Raw genomic sequence first — 14578 nt, 5'->3', positions numbered from 1 at the left:
GGCCCGCTTGACGGGCCGGTGTCGCTGGACGCTTCAGCGCCGCCCGACCGCCCCCGCTGACGTGCGGTTGCTCGTGCCTTGCGCCGCCGATTCCTGCTGGTTGGCCTGGTCGGCGCCGCCGGTCTTCATCGGGTTGGTTGCCGACGGACCGGCGCCGAGCGCGGCGGTGCCGTTGCTGGCACCCAGTCCTCCTTGCAGTCCCGACCCGGGCTGGGCGGTCTGCGCCTGGCCCGAGGCTTCCGCCATGCCGCGCCCGCTGGTGCCGGGCACGACATCACCGCCCGAGGCGCCCGGATGCGCCGCGGACCCGGCGACGCCCGAGGGCCCGCCGGGCGGACCCTCGCCGCCTTGCGGCGCCGTGGTCACGGCGGCGTTCGAGCCCGGGCTCCCGGGCGCGTTCGGGTTGGCCGAGGCACCGGTGTCGGCACCGCGCTGGCAGCCGGCCAGCGCGGCCGCGACGGCCATCGTGAGAGCGAGCGCGCGAACCGTCATGTCAGCGCGTGGTGGTGCCGGTGCTGTTCGACGAGCTGGAGGAGCCCATGCCACCCGAGCTGCCGGTCGCGCCGCCCGAGCTGCCGGCGGTGCCGCCCGAGCTCGAGGCGCCGGACGTGTCCGGGGTGGTGGTGCTGCTGCCGCCGCCGGTGGCGCCCGAGCCGCCCATGCTGCTGGTGCCGCCGGTGGACCCGCCGGTCGCGCCGCCGGTGGAGCCGCTGCTCGCGCTGCCGGTGGTGCCGGAGCCGCTGCTGCCGCCCGCGCCGCCGGCACCCGAGCTGGCCGAGCCGGAGGAGCCCGAGCCACCCATGGCACCGCCGCTGCCGCTGCCACCGGCGCCGGAGCCGCCGGCGGTGCTGGAGCTGCCAGGCGAGGTGCCGCCGGCGCCGGCGCTGCCGGACTCGCCGCCGCGGTTGCAGGCGGACAGCGAGAGGGCGGCGGCCGCCACCAGGGCCAGGGCGGCGCTGCGGGAAAGGTAGGTTGCGTTCATCGGGGAACTCCTTGGAGGTCGTTGGAATGGAATGGAAACGGCAGCCCTTGCTGCCTGCCATTGACTCTAAGGAGCGCCGCCGGGCAAGCTGTCGTCTGGCACTGTCGAACCCTGTAGGACAAGCGCAGACTCGGGCTCGGCCGGCCGCGACACCCGCCGACCGCGGCCTTCAGGCCGCCAGCGACACCAACAGTTCCTCGCGCAGCGCCTCGGGCACCGCCTCCAGCTCGCGCCGGCGCACCCGCAGCCGCTCGCCCAGCCGGACCAGGTCCAGGCCGCTCTTGCGCACCTTCGGGAAGATCTCGTCGCGCTCTTCCTTGACGTGGTGGTCGATGTATTCGCCGAGCACCGTCACCTTGGCGTCGTAGAGCTCCTCGTGCGGATCCATCGACAGGATCTGCACGATGAGGTCGCGCGCTGCCGCATGCTCGACCTCGGCCTCGTCCAGCAGGTCGTCGTCGCGGATGGCGTCGCGCACCGGCGGATAGAAGAGCTCTTCCTCGAGCTTGGCGTGGATGGTGAGCTCCATGCAGATCTGCTCGGCCAGCGCCTTGCGGCGGGCTTCCGACGCGTCGTTGGCGGCCAGTTCGCGGTAGGCCTGGAACAGTTTGCGGACGGCGTTGTGGTCGGCGTCCAGCAATTCGAGCGCATCCTCGGTCCTGTCGGTCATGGTCTGTCCTTCCTCGTGCGTTGAAGGCCGCTTCAGCCGCGGCTGCCGGTTTCTGCTTCGGTCTTGCTGGTCTGCTTCATGGCGCTCTCGGCCGCGGTGCCGCGGCCGGCGTCGGCGCTGTCGTTCGACGGCGGCGGCTGCGGCGGCACGTCCTGGGCGCGAGGCGTCGTGGCCTCCGGCGGGGTCGAGCGCTGCTGCGGGTTTTCCTGTGCCATCGCAACAATGTAGGCAGGGCCTTCCGCCAGCCCTGTCAGCGTGCCTCTGCCGCCGGTGTAGGACAGTGGGTCGGTGATTCAGCGGGTGCGCACGGTGCGCCGCTCATACGCGGCCATGAGCGGCGTGACCGAGATCCCGTGCACCACGATGGACGTCACGACGACCGCGAGCGTGATCGCTGTCAGCTGCCCGGCCAGGTCGGCCGGCAAGCCGTGGTTGACCGCATACATGAGGTAATACAGCGAACCGATGCCGCGGATGCCGAACCAGGCGGTGAGGCGCCGCCGCGAACCGCTGATGCCGGAACCGGCCAGCCCGATCCTCACCGAGAGCGGCCGGATGCCCAGCAACAGCAGGGCCACGAACCACCAGGGCACCTGCCCCCACTGCACGGCCCACAGCAGCGCGCCGATGACGACGACGGCCGCCACCTCGCCGATGCGCTCGACCTGCTCGTTGAACCCGAGCACCGCATGGGCCATGTAGGCCGGCGCGTGCTTGGGGTCGACGGCGATGCTCTGCGCCGCGGTGCGGTCGGGGACGGCGACGGCCTGCTCCACCGCGCTGCGGCTTTCCTCAGGCGAACTGCTCTGCTGCTGGACCAGGTGCCGCAGCGCGACACCGGCCGCGAACACCGCCAGGAACCCATAGGCATGGGCCAGCACGGCAGTGCCGTAGGCCAGACCGATCAGGCCCATCGCGATGAAGTCGTCCATGCCGACCGCTTCCTCATGCTCCCGCCGCAGGTAGAGCACCAGCCGGCCGGTGACGAAGCCCAGGCCGGCCCCGATGCCCAGCCCCGCGGCCGCCGCCCAGAGCAGGTCCACGGCGACCCAGCGCCAGCCAAGCTCCCCCAGCTCGTGCAGCCCCAGCAATCCCAGGCCCAGCATCACGAACGGGAACGCGGTTCCGTCGTTCAGGCCACCCTCGCCGGTCAGCGCGAAACGCAGCTGGTCACGGTCGTCCGGGGCCTGGACCTGCACGTCGGAGGCCAGCACCGGATCGGTCGGCGCGAGCATCCCGCCCAGCAGGATGGCCGCGCCGGGCGGCAATCCGAGCAGGCCCCAGGCCACCAGCGCGATGCAGCCGACCGTGACGAGCATCGACAGCGTCGCCAGGCGCAGCGGCAACAGCCACCGCCGGTCCTTCAGCCCATGGCTGAGTTTCAGGCCTGCGGTGAAGAGCGACACCAGCACCACGACTTCGGTGAGCCGCTCGAGCAGGACGGTGTGGGTGAGCGGGCCGAAGCGGGCCCAGCCGAGCCCGACGGGGCTGACGGCGACCCCCACGGCCAGGTACAGCATCGCGGTGGACAGCGGCAGCCGTGGCAGCGCCGTCGACGCGAGCGCCATCACGATCAGCAGCACGCCGATCAGGATCGACCAGAGGGCGAAGGTCATCCCTCGTGGGCGGGGCCCGCGCTCCGGCTCACGGCGCGGGATGCAGGCAGGAGGCCGTCACGCCACGCGCCCAGCGGCATCAGGACCCGGGCCGGTCGCTGACGTTCTTGGCGTCGGGGTCGCTCGGGCCGTTGCGGTTCGACAGTCCCGCGCCGGGCGCCTTGCCGACTTCGCCGGCGTCGCCGCCCTGGGCTTGCCAGGTGCCGCCGGTGCGGGTGGTGTTGCCGCGGGGCCGTTCCTCGTCGAAGTCGTCGAAGTTGACCGACCCGCCCCCCATCGGCTTGTCGCCGGCCATGCCGTGGTCGCCTTCGTTCACGCCACTGGGCGCGACCAGGTCGGGCTGGCGGTCGCTGGTGAGGCCGACCTTGCCGGGCCCGTCGCCCTCGTAGGCCTCGGCACGGCGCTCCAGCGGGCGTTCGGCCGCGCGGGGCGGCATCTCGCCCTGCTCGTCGCTCGCGCCCTTGCCGCGCGCGTTCGACTGGCCATCCGTCGCGTAGCGCTCCACGTCGGGCGCGGGCCGGTCGCCGCTCACGTGCGGGCGGCCGTCGTTCGATTGTTCCTGGTTCGGCATGCTGGCTCCTTGTGTTGGGCCCTGCGGCGCGACGGCAGGCCTGCGGCCAGCCGGCGCCCGGGCCGTGTGTCCAGCCATCGTGGCGCGCTCAGGCCGCCGCGACTGTAGGCATCTCGCCGGAAGGGGCGTAGGAAGCCGGGGCCGGCGCCTGCGCCAGCCCCGCCAGGCCGATCAGCGCGGAGGCCACGCCCTCGCGGAAGGAAGGAAACTGGTGCACGTCGCCATGGCCGGCGCCCTCGACACGCAACAGGCGGCACTGCGGCAGCGCGCGCAGGATGGCCTCGCTGTGATGGAAGCCGATCAGCTCGTCCTTGTCGCCGTGCACCAGCATCACGGGCCCGGTGACGCGGCACGCGTGGTCCATGGTCGGCAGCCGGTAGCGCAGCACGCCGCTGGGCACCCAGGGATAGTGTTCGTCGGCCAGCGCGCGCATGCTGCTGTACGGGGAGACCAGGATCGTGAGGTCCGGCGCGTGGCCGGCAGCGCACAGCTCGGCGGCCAGTCCCGCGGCCAGGCCGGTGCCGAGCGACTGGCCCGACACCACGATGCGCCGTCCCTCGTACTGCGGCGCCACCGCCTGCCAGACCGCCAGCACGTCGTCCTGCAGCTGCTTCTCGCTTTCGATCCGGCCGGTGCTCTTGCCGTAGCCGCGGTAGTCCATCATCACCACGTCGAAGTTCAGCTCGCGGAAGGCGTCCAGGCCCACGAACCACTTGCGCAGGTTGCCCGAATTGCCGTGCAGGTAGAACACCACGCCGCGGGCACCGGGCCGCCTCAGCTGTGCGACCGACAGCTGCGCGCCGGGCACGTCGACCGTGAATTCGCGGGTGTCGGCATCGGAGCAGACGGGTTCGTCCTGCGCCAGCTGCTCCGGCTCGAACAGCAGCCGCTCCTGCCGGAACCAGAGCCAGGCCAGCGCCGCGCCGTAGAGGGCCGCGCCCACCGCGGGCAGCGCGATCAGCGGGTGCATGAGGCGTGCCATGGCGCTGCTCCTGCGTTGGTCGCATCGCGCTTGCACGATGCCGGGTAGCCGACTGCCATGACCTCTCCCTTCGCGAGCACCGGCTGCGATGCCGGTTTCTTGCAGTCGATGGTGCGCCCAGGCCCAGCCGCGACCTGTCGGCGCCGCCCAACCGATGAAGTAGGAAACGGCCGCGCTAGGACTGGTCCGGGGCGCCGGCGCCGTACAGGGCGTGCAGGCGATCCCGTTCGCGGGGTCCGACGCCGAGCGCGTCGCGCAGGTAGCGGTCCAGCCCGCCATGGTCTTCCTCGATGGCATCGAAGGCCGCCTGCAGGAACTCCGGCTGGACGCCCCACAGCACCCGCGCCACGTGCGGCTCGAGTCCCTTCCACACGAACGCGGGGGGCTTGAGGCGCTCGTTGGTCAACAGGTAGTCGTGCATGACCTCGTCCGGCCCGGCCCCCAGGGCGTGCAGCACCAGGGCCGCCGCGAAACCGGTGCGGTCCTTGCCGGCCGTGCAGTGGAAGACGGTGGGATCGTCCGATGCGAGCAGCAGTGCGAAGAACCGGGCGAACTGCGGCGAGCTGCGGCGCACGAACCCGCGGTAGGTGTCCTGCATGTGCCGCACCACGTCGGCCTCGCCCAGCCGGTGGCCCGCCGCCGTGAGTTCGGCCAGCACCTGCACGATGGTGGGCTCGATGGCGAGCGAATGCACCGCCACGTCCGGCAGCGCGCACATCGCCGACGTGCGCTCGTGCACGCCACGGAAGTCGAGGACCCGGCGCACGCCGAGCGCGCGGATCTGCCGCACGTCGTCGGCGTCGAGCGCGCCCAGATGGTCGGAGCGGAACAGCCGGTGCGGCCGCACGCGCACGCTGCGGACGTTCGCGGCCAGGTCGCGGAAGTTGGACGGGTTGGTGATCGACAGGGGCGGGACGGCCATCGCCGGGATTGTCGCGCGGGCCCGGCGGTCCCGCGCGAGGCATGGCGCAACCGCGTGAACAAAGACTCAGCCGCCGCACGCGCGCCGGTGCCGACCGCGCAAAAAGCAACGCCCGGCGGCGCCGGGCGTCGGGCGGCCCGCAGCGCCTACTTGCTCTTGCTGCGGTTGCTGTTGCCCAGGGCACGTTCGCTCTGGGCCTTGCTGTTCTGGTTGCTGACCTTGGCGCCCTTGCTGCCCGCCTCGCTGCGGGTCACGGCGCCGCTGTTGGCCTGCCCGCGGCTGCCGCGGCTGCCGGCGTTGCCGCTGCTCTTGCTGCTGCCGGACGACGACTTCGAAGATGCCATAGCTTGCTCCTTGCGTTGTGGACGGGCCGCGCACCGTGCACGGGCCGCGATCCTGAATCTAGGCAGCGAGGACGCATCGTCTGTCGGTTGGGGCGGCCCGCGGCTGTAGGACGCGCCCGCCCACCGCGCTAGCCGGCGAGGGACCCGGCCAGCACCTGCGCCGCCTGCAGGTGGCTGCGCAGGGTCGGCAGCGTCCGCACGAACCAGGCCTTGAGCGCGGGGTCGCGCACCTCGCGGCTGGCCTGCTCGAACAGGCCGATCTGCACCTGGTGGTCCTCCAGGCCGGCGGTGCGGACGAACTGCGCATCGAAGGCGGCGGCCGGGGCGGCGTTCAGGCGCGCGAGCTTGGCCGCGTACTGCGAGGGCAGCGAGGACGGCGGCACCAGCCCCCGCGCCTGCAGCAGCGAGGCCAGCTCGGCGTTGGCGGCGGTGTGGTGGTCCACCAGCATCTGGCCGAAGCCGCGGACGTCGGCGTTGGCAGCCCGCTGGATGGCGAGCTGCCCTGCGAGCACCTCGTACTGCCCGCCGCCGGCGGCCTGCATGGCGAACACGTGGTCCTCCGCGGACAGTCGGGTCGCCGCAGAGGCGCCTGCCGTGGTGTGGGACATGCCTGCGCATCCGCTGAGGGTGGCAACGCCGCCGGCGACGGCGGCGGCCAGGACGGCACGGACGATGAAGTGGGGCACGCGGGACATGGCAACTCCTGGGGGTGGGTGACCACCGGATGGGGCAAGCCGCGTGCCCTGCCGCAGGCCTCGGCCCACGGCCTGCGCGCCGCCCTCCGTGCGGCACGAGCCGCAGCGGATACCAACCGCAGTGGGTCCACCGCAGGGTGCCGGAATGCAGAGCTGGGCCGGCGAGCGGGCGTGCACTGGCCCGCTCGGACCACCGTGCGCCTCAGCAGCGCAGGGGCCTGCTATCGTTCCGCCATGTTCCGCCGCCTCGTTCCTGCTTGTCTCGTGCTGTGTGCGGCCGCGCTTGCCCTGGCCGCCCAGGACCCGGACGGCACCGCGCCAGCACCGGACACCAGCGTTCCACCCGCGGCACCCGCCGCACCTGCGGCGCCGACGGCACCGACCGCACCCGCGGCGACCACCGCGCCCGCCGGCGACCACATGCCCGTGCAGGTCGGCGGCCTGTGGTGCGGCGCCGGCCGCCTGCACGAGTTCAGCCTGCACCTGACGCAGCGGCAGCAGGACGTCGAGGGCGAACTGGTGCGCCGCGGCCGCGCGCGCACCATCGAAGGCCGCATCGAAGGCAACGTGCTGCGCACGCAGTCGACCAAGGTCGGCGCGCTGGTGCTGGAAAAGCGCGGCGAGGAACTGCGGGTCACCGACGGCGACGGCCCGCTGAAGCTGGTGCGCGGGCAGTCGTTCCGGCGCAGCGACGGCACCACCTGCTCCGGCTGAGACGCGCCGGGATCGGGGATGATGCGGCCGAGCATGCCGCCGTCCACCCCCATTCCCATTCCCGTTCCCGCCATCGAGTGGCTCTGGGTGCCCATCGTCCTGTGGGCCGCCTTCGCACAGACCGCACGCAACGCGGCGCAGCGCTCGCTGGTCGCACAGGCCGGCACGCTGGGCGCGACCCTGGCCCGCTTCCTGTACGGGCTGCCGTTTGCCGCCGCCTGGGTGCTGGTCCTGCACGCGCTGCCCGGTCGGCCCGCGGTCCCCGCGTTCAGCGGTTCCTACTTCGCGTGGCTGATGCTCGGTGCGGCCAGCCAGCTCGCCGCCACGGCCTGCCTGCTGGCCGCCATGAAGCAGCGCAACTTCGTGGTGGGGGTGGCGTACTCGAAGACCGACGCGCTCCAGGTCGCCGTGTTCGCCACCCTGTTTCTGCGCGAGCTCCCGGGCGGCTGGACCTTGCTGGCGATGGCCCTGGCCACGACCGGCGTCGTGCTGCTCTCGCTGCCGCAGAAACCCGGCGCCACGACCGGCCGCGACTGGGCCGGCTCGGCCGCGCTGTGGGGGCTGGCCTCCGGCGCAGGGTTCGCGCTCTCGGCCGTCGGCTACCGCGGCGCGGCGCTGGCGCTGCCGGATGCGTCGGCCTGGGTGTCCGGCGCCTGGGGCGTGCTGTGGGCCCAGGCCGCGCAGACAGTGGTGCTGGGGGGCTGGCTGGCCGTGCGCTCGCCCCAGGCGCTGCGCGCCACGGCGACCGCCTGGCGCGCCTCGATCCTCGCAGGCCTGGCCGGCGCCCTCGCCTCGCTCGGATGGTTCACCGCCTTCGCCCTCACCACCGCGGCGAACGTGCGCACCCTGGGGCTGGCCGAGGTCGTGTTCAGCTACCTGGTGTCGCGGCGCCTGTTGAGCGAGAAGCTGGTGCCACTCGAACAGGCCGGCCTCCTGCTGGTGACGGCCGGCCTGCTGGCGATGGTCGCCTCGCTCTGAACCGCGGGCGCTGCCGGCGACCCGCCGCCGCCGTACGGCAGCTGTGGGCGGGTTCCTACAGGCACCCCCTCGACCCGGCCGAACACTGGTGGCACATTGGTTCGACCGCCAACGGACCGACGTGCAAGCCATGGCCTTCAGCACCCTCCTGTACCGCTACTTCTTCTTCGGGTGGTTGTTCCGCGATGTCACGCGCGGCAACGTGTTCGAGCGATCCGCGGCCTGGCGCTACAACCGCGAGCAGGCGCGCTGGCTGCCCACCTACATGTGGCGCTGGATGTGGTGGGGCCTGCTCTTCTACGCGCTGGGCGGCGTGGTCGAACTGGCGCTCGACGCGCCGACGCTGTCCATGCTGTTCTACGTGCCCAGCGCGCTGGCGGTGCCGATCAACGCAGTGATCGGTGCAGCGTGGATCGGCTTCAAGGCCCTGCCCGGGCCGCTGTAGCGGTCAGCCTCCGCGCGCCAGCCGCAGCTCGTTGGCACCCTGCGCCGAGCCGCTGCCCGGCACCACCTCGCCGGCCCGGTCGAGCACCTGCGCCAGCCGTGCGGCCAGCTGCTCGTCGGCACCGGCGCCGGTGCCGACGAAGGCGCCCCGGGTGAGCGTGATGTGCGCCGCCTCGAAGCCGCCCGCCCCCGCGCACAGCACCGTGCGAGTGGGCGCGTCCTGCGAGGCCAGCACCAGCATCGCCGGCACCACCGCCCGTGGGCCGAACGCCGCGCGCATGTCCTCGGGAAACAGGTGCTCGGTCATCCGGGTGGTGGCCGTGGGGGCCAGGCAGTTGACGCGGATCCCGTGCTTCTCACCCTCCAGCGCCAGGGTCTGCATCAGGCCGACCAGCGCCAGCTTGGCAGCACCGTAGTTGCTCTGCCCGAAGTTGCCGTACAGGCCACTCGACGAGGTCGTCATCACCACGCGGCCGTAGCGCGCCGCCATCATGTGCGGCCAGGCCGCCTTGGTGCAGTGCACCGCGCCCATGAGGTGGACCTCGAGCACCAGCCGGAAGTCCTCCAGTTCCATCTTGGCGAAGGTCTTGTCGCGCAGGATGCCGGCGTTGTTGACCAGGATGTCCACCCGGCCCCACGTGTCGACGGCCTGCCGGACCATCGCCTGCACCGCGTCGGCATCGGTCACGGACGCGCCGTTGGCGATCGCTTCGCCACCCGCGGCCCGGATTTCGTCGACCACCTTCTGCGCCGCGCTGGCGGAGCCGCCCGAACCGTCGACCGCACCCCCGAGATCGTTGACCAGCACGCGGGCGCCGCGTGCCGCCAGGGCAAGCGCATGCTCCCGGCCGAGGCCACCGCCGGCGCCCGTGACGATGGCCACGCGGCCGCTGAAATCCAATGCCATGTGTGTCTCTCCTTTGCGCGCAGCACTGTAGCCGAGCAACCCGCGACGCAGCGGCGCGAGAGCGACAGGGGATGCCACGGGGGCCGGTGCGGCGCCATGAAAAAAGCCGGGCGGACCCGGCTTCCTCCCCGTCGCGGGCGGCGCTTCAGAGCCGGCCGAGGTCGGCGATCGCGTCGATCACCATCGAGGAGCCGACGGCGATCAGCAGCACGTCGGCCGCCACGCGCACGTACTTGTGCCCGGCCGGGGCCGGCGGCAGCGTGACCAGCACCTGCCGGGGCACCGGGTAGATCACCACCTCGGGCGGCAGCGGCCGGCCCAGCGCGTACTTCTTCGCCTGGCCCGGCGGCATGCAGCCGTTGTTCTTCTTGGCCAGGCCAGGAGGGCAGCCCTTGCCGCTGCCATCGCGCTGGCCGTACGAGGCCCGCGCCGCCTCGCGGTCGTGGTCGCTGAAGTACGCGCCCACGCGGACCTCGTGGCGGCCGCCCTTGGCCTCGTGCTTGCCGCCGTCCTCGTGCTTCTTGCCGTGGCCCTTGCCGCCGCCGGCCCATTCGGGCTTCTCGGCCAGGGCGGGCACTGCGGTGATGGTGCAGGCCAGCAGGCCGCCCAGCACGCGCAAGGACAGGGATGTGGGGAACGCGGTCATGTCGGTTTTCTCCTCCTGTGAGAGATGTTCACAACGAGGACTTTGAACCCGACGTTGACCACTGCTCGGCGGTGCGCGGCCGAAGTGCCGCATCGCGTGCGGAATTCCCGGATTTCTCAGACGTCGGCCAGCGCCGGCGCAACGGCGGCCCGCCCGAGCCCGAGCCGGTGCGGCGAGATGTACTGCTGGCGGTAGACCTCGAAGGGCATCGTGTCGGCCGCCTCGATGTCCTTCTGCGCCTGCAGCGACTCCTCGGCGAGCGCGTCGAAGCGGGCCTGTTGCGCCGTGCTGAACGGCAGCGCCAGCAGCTTGGCGCGCGACTGCAGCGACTGCGACCGGATGAAATCGATGAACGAGTTGCCGTGGTCACGCTCCATGACCTCGAGCACGCGGCTGGAGGGCAGCATGGCCGGCGCCTCCAGCATGGCGCGCGCCGAACGCACCGCGTCGGCATGGTCGCTGGTGCCGTGCACGGCGTCGAGGGCGACCGCGGCGGGCGCAAAGCTGTCCAGCAGTTCGGCCGCCCACTCCACCAGCGGAACCTCGCCACGTCCGCGCTCCAGCATCAGCCCGGGCTCCCGGCCGAAGGCCGCGGTGCGGTGCTGGTTGCGCGCGATCTGGGCGATCTCGGCGGGCGTGTCCTCGGGGCTGTCGGCCAGCAGGCAGTGCAGCAGGAACACGTCCAGGAAGCGCAGGGTCTGCGGCTTGATGCCGATCGGCACGAACGGGTCGAGGTCGAGCAGGCGCACCTCGACGTATTCGACGCCGCGCTCGCGCAGCGCATGCAGCGGCCTCTCGCCGGGGAAGATCACGCGCTTGGGGCGGATGGTCCCGTAGAACTCGTTCTCGATCTGCAGCAGGCTGGTCGCCAGCTGGTTGTACTCGCCGCCCGGGTTGACGATGCCCACCGCCTCGTAGGCGGGATACGGCCGGGTGAGCGCCTCCTGCAGGGACGCCGCGTAGCCGTCCAGGCCGTTGTAGCTGACCGCCAGGCTGGCCTGGGCGTCGCTCTGGTAGCCCAGGCGCCCCATCCGCAGGGACGTGCCGTGCGGCATGTACATCGTGCCGTCGGCCAGGGTGTGCAACTCGTGCTGGCGGCCGGCCACGAAGGACGAGCACAGCGCGGGCGACGCGCCGAAAAGGTACAGCAGCAGGAACGCGTGGCGGCGGAAATTGCGGATCAGGGCGAAGTACTCGTTGCTGTCCACCCCCGGCATCGACCAGTTGTAGTGGATGCCCGAGATGGTCTGCATGCGACGGCCGTAGCGGTGCGCCAGGCCCATGCGGTAGACGCTCTTGGCTCGGCCCACGTTGGAGGCGCCGTAGCGGCCGATCGGGATGGTCTCGTCGGCCGGCAGCAGGCACGGCATGCTGGACACCCAGAGCATCTCGTCGCCCAGCGCCCGCACCGTGGCCTGGTGGATCCGCAGCAGCTCCTCCAGGCAGGTCTCCGGCGTGGCGTGCACGCCGGTGATGAGCTCCAGCTGCGACTCGCTGTAGTCGGTGGTGATGTGCGGATGGGTGAGTGCGGAGCCGAGCACCGCCGGGTGCGGCGTGAGCGCCAGGGCGCCGTCCGCGGTGGCACGCAGGCTTTCCTTCTCGATGCCGCGGCGGATGGCCTTCAGCCGCTCGGCGGACATGCTGTGGAGGGCGTCTTGCAGTCGGCTCATGAATGGGGTCGTCTCGCCCTGTGCACTCGGGGACGCGGACGGTAACACCTTTGGATAAGCCCTGCCGGGCATCCGCGCTTTCGCGCCGGGCTCCGCCCGCGTGGGATCGCGGCCGGGGCCGCAGCGGCGGCTCAGGGCCGCGCCAGCACCCGCAGCAACCAGGCGTTCAGGTCCTGGATCTCCTCCATGCAGACCGAGTGCGCCATCGCGTACTCGTGCCACTGCACGTCCTGTCCCAGCGCCCGCAGCAGCTCGCGCGAGTCGCGGCCGCGCGCGATCGGCACGACGTTGTCGGCGGTGCCATGCGCCATGAACACGGGCGTCAGCGCGTTGGCATCGCTGCGTTCGGCGGCCGTCGTGGCGGCCAGCGGCAGATAGCCGGACAGCCCTGCGATGCCGGCCAGGCGTTCGCGGTGCCGCAGGCCGGTCATCAGCGCCATCGCGCAGCCCTGCGAGAAGCCCGCCAGCACCGTGCGCGAGGCCGGCACCCCGCGCTCCTGCTCGCGCGCCAGCAGTTGCTCGACGGCCGCCATCGAGCGGCGCAGGCCGGCCTCGTCCTCGCGGCGGACCAGCTCGGTGCCCAGGATGTCGTACCACGCCCGCATGCGGTAGCCGTTGTTGACGGTGACCGGCATCACCGGCGCGTGCGGGAACAGGAAGCGCACCGGCCCGACGGCCGAGAGGTCGAGCTCGCTGGCGACAGGCACGAAGTCGTTGCCGTCGGCGCCCAGGCCGTGCAGCACGATGATGGTGGCGCCGGGTTGCGGCGCGGTCTCGATCTCGATGGTGTCCAGCAGGGTCATACGGAAGGCTGAAGAAGGCGCTGACGCGAGGCTCGCCATTGTCCTACACCCCATCGATGGGGGCTGCACCAAACTGGCTGGACGAGATGGAAAAGGAACAGTGCAATGCAGGTGCAGGTGAACACGAGCAATGGCATCGAGAACAAGGACACGCTGGAGCGCTGGGCGACGGATTACCTGAACGAGGCGCTGGCGCGCTTCCGCCAGGACATCACGCGCGTCGAGGTGCAGCTGCGGGACACCAACAGCGGCAAGAGCGGCGCGGAGGACAAGCGCTGCATGCTCGAGGCGCGCATCTCCGGCCGTGACCCGGTGGCGGCCACCCACCACGCACCGTCGCAGGACGAGGCTTTCCGCGGCGCGACCCAGCGCCTGATCCACCTGCTGGACCACACCCTGGGCAAGCTCGATCGCCACCAGCACCGCGACCGCGACACGATCCGCCGCGACGTGAACGCCATCGAGGAGTGACCGCACGCGCGGGCCGCGCAAGCGGTCCGCAGTGCACGTCATGCGGTCGCGCCTTGCGCCGCCGCCGATCCCGCGCAGCGCGCGGCAGGGTCCCGCCGGGCCGCCCGCCCGTGTCCGCTGCCGGCCATCCTGCCTCGTCGACGGCCATCCGCTCTGCGGCGACCGCAGTGCCCGTGGCGTGTCGCTCGGCATCGCCGGCAGCAGAAGCTGTCGACCGGTTTCCGTTCGGCGGCGCGGGGCTGTTCTTCGCCCGCCGGCGGGGACTGGGCATCGTGCGGCTGCAGAGCCTGCCGTTCTCGCGCCTTGCGTCGCGCGTGTTCGCCGCGGACCCGCAGCGAGGCGGCTCGCACGACGAGGGCTCCGTGCTGGGCGGCTTCCCGGGAGGCGACGCGAATGAAGGTTCAGTCGCCGCGGCTGCCGGTCTGTTGCTCGACCGGGCCGTGGTAGCCCATGAAAGCGGCGCCGTCGGGCGAGGCGAACCCGCCCTCCAGCGCTTCGAACGGATCGCGCGGCGCCCGCGTGCTGCATGCGCACAGCAGCGACGCCACCAGCAGCAGGGGCCACAGACGGGAGTGCATGGTCGCCTCCTTGACAGAAGCGACCACCGTACGGCGGACGCCGGACGGGTGGCGTAGGAACGGAACCGCGGGCGCGGTCGGCCAAGGGCGGCCCTGCCGTGCCGCACGCAATCGAACGCAGCCGCACGAATGGAACCCGACCATGGCGCGAACGGCCCACGACCGGCACGCTCCCGCGTATATTGATCCGGCGCCCGCGCTCGACTGGCGCGCGATCCACAAGGAGCCGAGATGAACCTGAAGAAGATGACCTGCCGCACCCTCGTCGTGTCCATGTTCGCGCTATCGGTCCACGGTGCAGGCGCGGGAATGATCGGTGCGGAGCAAGCCGCCCCGCAGACCGACCGCACGCTGGTGCTGGACGTGCTCGCGCGCGCCGACACTGCTTCGCGCCTCCAGGCCATGGGCGTCGACCCGCAGCAAGCGCGGGAGCGTGTCGCGGCCATGAACGACCAGGAAGTCGGACGTCTGGCCGAGGACATCCGGCAGGCGCCGGCGGGCGCCGACGGCGGCGCGCTGGTGGCCGTCATCGTCGTCGCGGCCGCCGTCTGGTACTTCGCCTTCCGGCGCTGAGCCGCCCCGGCG

The 14578-nt window shown here is 72.2% G+C and carries 20 protein-coding genes and 1 pseudogene; 6 read left to right on the top strand and 15 right to left on the bottom strand.

Annotated features, from left to right (window positions below; all coding sequences use genetic code 11):
• Positions 1–33: 33 nt before the first annotated feature.
• The 10 genes from VFE82_RS18315 to VFE82_RS18270 form a co-directional block, all read right to left on the bottom strand.
• A complete protein-coding gene (locus tag VFE82_RS18315) occupies positions 34–492 on the bottom strand; it encodes a hypothetical protein (protein ID WP_325001772.1) in 459 nt (152 codons plus the stop codon).
• A 1-nt stretch (position 493) separates the two neighbouring features.
• Positions 494–982: a hypothetical protein gene (locus VFE82_RS18310; protein WP_325001771.1), complete on the bottom strand. Its 489-nt coding sequence runs from the start codon at positions 980–982 to the stop codon at positions 494–496.
• A 169-nt stretch (positions 983–1151) separates the two neighbouring features.
• Positions 1152–1652 (bottom strand): hemerythrin domain-containing protein, encoded by a 501-nt coding sequence (locus VFE82_RS18305; RefSeq protein WP_325001770.1) that lies wholly within the window; start codon positions 1650–1652, stop codon positions 1152–1154.
• Between the two features lie 32 nt (positions 1653–1684).
• Positions 1685–1867, bottom strand: coding sequence for a hypothetical protein (locus tag VFE82_RS18300; protein ID WP_325001769.1), 183 nt, complete (start codon positions 1865–1867; stop codon positions 1685–1687).
• A 78-nt stretch (positions 1868–1945) separates the two neighbouring features.
• Positions 1946–3268, bottom strand: coding sequence for a cation:proton antiporter (locus VFE82_RS18295; RefSeq protein WP_325001768.1), 1323 nt, complete (start codon positions 3266–3268; stop codon positions 1946–1948).
• A gap of 79 nt (positions 3269–3347) precedes the next feature.
• Positions 3348–3839, bottom strand: a complete 492-nt coding sequence (locus VFE82_RS18290) for a hypothetical protein (protein ID WP_325001767.1) — start codon at positions 3837–3839, stop codon at positions 3348–3350.
• Positions 3840–3927: 88 nt separating this feature from the next.
• Entirely contained in the window at positions 3928–4821 is an 894-nt protein-coding gene (locus VFE82_RS18285) for an alpha/beta hydrolase (RefSeq protein ID WP_325001766.1), read from the bottom strand.
• Between the two features lie 175 nt (positions 4822–4996).
• Entirely contained in the window at positions 4997–5743 is a 747-nt protein-coding gene (locus tag VFE82_RS18280) for a tyrosine-protein phosphatase (RefSeq protein WP_325001765.1), read from the bottom strand.
• Between the two features lie 146 nt (positions 5744–5889).
• A complete protein-coding gene (locus VFE82_RS18275) occupies positions 5890–6087 on the bottom strand; it encodes a hypothetical protein (RefSeq protein WP_325001764.1) in 198 nt (65 codons plus the stop codon).
• 128 nt (positions 6088–6215) lie between these two features.
• Positions 6216–6782: a DUF4142 domain-containing protein gene (locus tag VFE82_RS18270; RefSeq protein ID WP_325001763.1), complete on the bottom strand. Its 567-nt coding sequence runs from the start codon at positions 6780–6782 to the stop codon at positions 6216–6218.
• A 234-nt stretch (positions 6783–7016) separates the two neighbouring features.
• Here VFE82_RS18270 and VFE82_RS18265 point away from each other — a divergent pair, with 234 nt between their 5' ends.
• From VFE82_RS18265 to VFE82_RS18255, 3 genes are all read left to right on the top strand, one after another.
• Positions 7017–7496: a hypothetical protein gene (locus VFE82_RS18265; RefSeq protein ID WP_325001762.1), complete on the top strand. Its 480-nt coding sequence runs from the start codon at positions 7017–7019 to the stop codon at positions 7494–7496.
• Positions 7497–7529: 33 nt separating this feature from the next.
• A complete protein-coding gene (locus VFE82_RS18260) occupies positions 7530–8474 on the top strand; it encodes a DMT family transporter (RefSeq protein WP_325001761.1) in 945 nt (314 codons plus the stop codon).
• A 121-nt stretch (positions 8475–8595) separates the two neighbouring features.
• Complete coding sequence (locus VFE82_RS18255; protein WP_325001760.1) at positions 8596–8919, top strand: hypothetical protein; 324 nt, start codon at positions 8596–8598, stop codon at positions 8917–8919.
• Positions 8920–8922: 3 nt separating this feature from the next.
• On the opposite strand, the gene VFE82_RS18250 is transcribed toward VFE82_RS18255, so the two are convergent.
• The 4 genes from VFE82_RS18250 to VFE82_RS18235 all read right to left on the bottom strand — a co-directional run bounded on the left by VFE82_RS18250 (position 8923) and on the right by VFE82_RS18235 (position 12944).
• Positions 8923–9825, bottom strand: a complete 903-nt coding sequence (locus VFE82_RS18250) for an SDR family NAD(P)-dependent oxidoreductase (RefSeq protein ID WP_325001759.1) — start codon at positions 9823–9825, stop codon at positions 8923–8925.
• Positions 9826–9970: 145 nt separating this feature from the next.
• The gene (locus VFE82_RS18245) at positions 9971–10471 is read right to left on the bottom strand and encodes a hypothetical protein (protein WP_325001758.1); all 501 of its coding nucleotides are present in this window, start codon (positions 10469–10471) and stop codon (positions 9971–9973) included.
• A 116-nt stretch (positions 10472–10587) separates the two neighbouring features.
• Positions 10588–12141: a glutamate--cysteine ligase gene (gshA, locus tag VFE82_RS18240; RefSeq protein ID WP_325001757.1), complete on the bottom strand. Its 1554-nt coding sequence runs from the start codon at positions 12139–12141 to the stop codon at positions 10588–10590.
• 131 nt (positions 12142–12272) lie between these two features.
• Positions 12273–12944 carry an alpha/beta hydrolase gene (locus VFE82_RS18235; protein ID WP_325001756.1) on the bottom strand — a complete coding sequence of 224 codons (672 nt, stop codon included), beginning with the start codon at positions 12942–12944 and terminating at the stop codon, positions 12273–12275.
• Between the two features lie 105 nt (positions 12945–13049).
• On the opposite strand from VFE82_RS18235, the gene VFE82_RS18230 reads away from it, so the two are divergent.
• Together VFE82_RS18230 and VFE82_RS18225 are read left to right on the top strand one after the other, a co-directional pair.
• Positions 13050–13415 (top strand): HPF/RaiA family ribosome-associated protein, encoded by a 366-nt coding sequence (locus tag VFE82_RS18230; protein WP_325001755.1) that lies wholly within the window; start codon positions 13050–13052, stop codon positions 13413–13415.
• Between the two features lie 224 nt (positions 13416–13639).
• A pseudogene (locus VFE82_RS18225) lies at positions 13640–13801 on the top strand (TIGR00266 family protein); the annotation flags it as partial.
• 15 nt (positions 13802–13816) lie between these two features.
• On the opposite strand, the gene VFE82_RS18220 reads toward VFE82_RS18225, so the two are convergent.
• A complete protein-coding gene (locus VFE82_RS18220) occupies positions 13817–13993 on the bottom strand; it encodes a hypothetical protein (protein ID WP_325001967.1) in 177 nt (58 codons plus the stop codon).
• 231 nt (positions 13994–14224) lie between these two features.
• Here VFE82_RS18220 and VFE82_RS18215 point away from each other — a divergent pair, with 231 nt between their 5' ends.
• The gene (locus VFE82_RS18215; protein WP_325001754.1) at positions 14225–14566 is read left to right on the top strand and encodes a PA2779 family protein; all 342 of its coding nucleotides are present in this window, start codon (positions 14225–14227) and stop codon (positions 14564–14566) included.
• Positions 14567–14578 lie beyond the last annotated feature (12 nt).

It is taken from the genome of Ramlibacter sp., from assembly GCF_035655895.1.
Lineage (GTDB): Bacteria > Pseudomonadota > Gammaproteobacteria > Burkholderiales > Burkholderiaceae_C > Ramlibacter.
Note: the sequence above shows the minus strand (reverse complement) of the source record. Positions and strands in the feature narration are given on the sequence as shown.

Coding starts and splice junctions, on each gene's coding strand:
- VFE82_RS18315 (WP_325001772.1), bottom strand. CDS start 492: ATGACGGTTCGCGCGCTCGCTCTCACGATGGCCGTCGCGGCCGCGCTG.
- VFE82_RS18310 (WP_325001771.1), bottom strand. CDS start 982: ATGAACGCAACCTACCTTTCCCGCAGCGCCGCCCTGGCCCTGGTGGCG.
- VFE82_RS18305 (WP_325001770.1), bottom strand. CDS start 1,652: ATGACCGACAGGACCGAGGATGCGCTCGAATTGCTGGACGCCGACCAC.
- VFE82_RS18300 (WP_325001769.1), bottom strand. CDS start 1,867: ATGGCACAGGAAAACCCGCAGCAGCGCTCGACCCCGCCGGAGGCCACG.
- VFE82_RS18295 (WP_325001768.1), bottom strand. CDS start 3,268: ATGACCTTCGCCCTCTGGTCGATCCTGATCGGCGTGCTGCTGATCGTG.
- VFE82_RS18290 (WP_325001767.1), bottom strand. CDS start 3,839: ATGCCGAACCAGGAACAATCGAACGACGGCCGCCCGCACGTGAGCGGC.
- VFE82_RS18285 (WP_325001766.1), bottom strand. CDS start 4,821: ATGGCACGCCTCATGCACCCGCTGATCGCGCTGCCCGCGGTGGGCGCG.
- VFE82_RS18280 (WP_325001765.1), bottom strand. CDS start 5,743: ATGGCCGTCCCGCCCCTGTCGATCACCAACCCGTCCAACTTCCGCGAC.
- VFE82_RS18275 (WP_325001764.1), bottom strand. CDS start 6,087: ATGGCATCTTCGAAGTCGTCGTCCGGCAGCAGCAAGAGCAGCGGCAAC.
- VFE82_RS18270 (WP_325001763.1), bottom strand. CDS start 6,782: ATGTCCCGCGTGCCCCACTTCATCGTCCGTGCCGTCCTGGCCGCCGCC.
- VFE82_RS18265 (WP_325001762.1), top strand. CDS start 7,017: ATGTTCCGCCGCCTCGTTCCTGCTTGTCTCGTGCTGTGTGCGGCCGCG.
- VFE82_RS18260 (WP_325001761.1), top strand. CDS start 7,530: ATGCCGCCGTCCACCCCCATTCCCATTCCCGTTCCCGCCATCGAGTGG.
- VFE82_RS18250 (WP_325001759.1), bottom strand. CDS start 9,825: ATGGCATTGGATTTCAGCGGCCGCGTGGCCATCGTCACGGGCGCCGGC.
- VFE82_RS18245 (WP_325001758.1), bottom strand. CDS start 10,471: ATGACCGCGTTCCCCACATCCCTGTCCTTGCGCGTGCTGGGCGGCCTG.
- gshA (WP_325001757.1), bottom strand. CDS start 12,141: ATGAGCCGACTGCAAGACGCCCTCCACAGCATGTCCGCCGAGCGGCTG.
- VFE82_RS18235 (WP_325001756.1), bottom strand. CDS start 12,944: ATGACCCTGCTGGACACCATCGAGATCGAGACCGCGCCGCAACCCGGC.
- VFE82_RS18230 (WP_325001755.1), top strand. CDS start 13,050: ATGCAGGTGCAGGTGAACACGAGCAATGGCATCGAGAACAAGGACACG.
- VFE82_RS18220 (WP_325001967.1), bottom strand. CDS start 13,993: ATGCACTCCCGTCTGTGGCCCCTGCTGCTGGTGGCGTCGCTGCTGTGC.
- VFE82_RS18215 (WP_325001754.1), top strand. CDS start 14,225: ATGAACCTGAAGAAGATGACCTGCCGCACCCTCGTCGTGTCCATGTTC.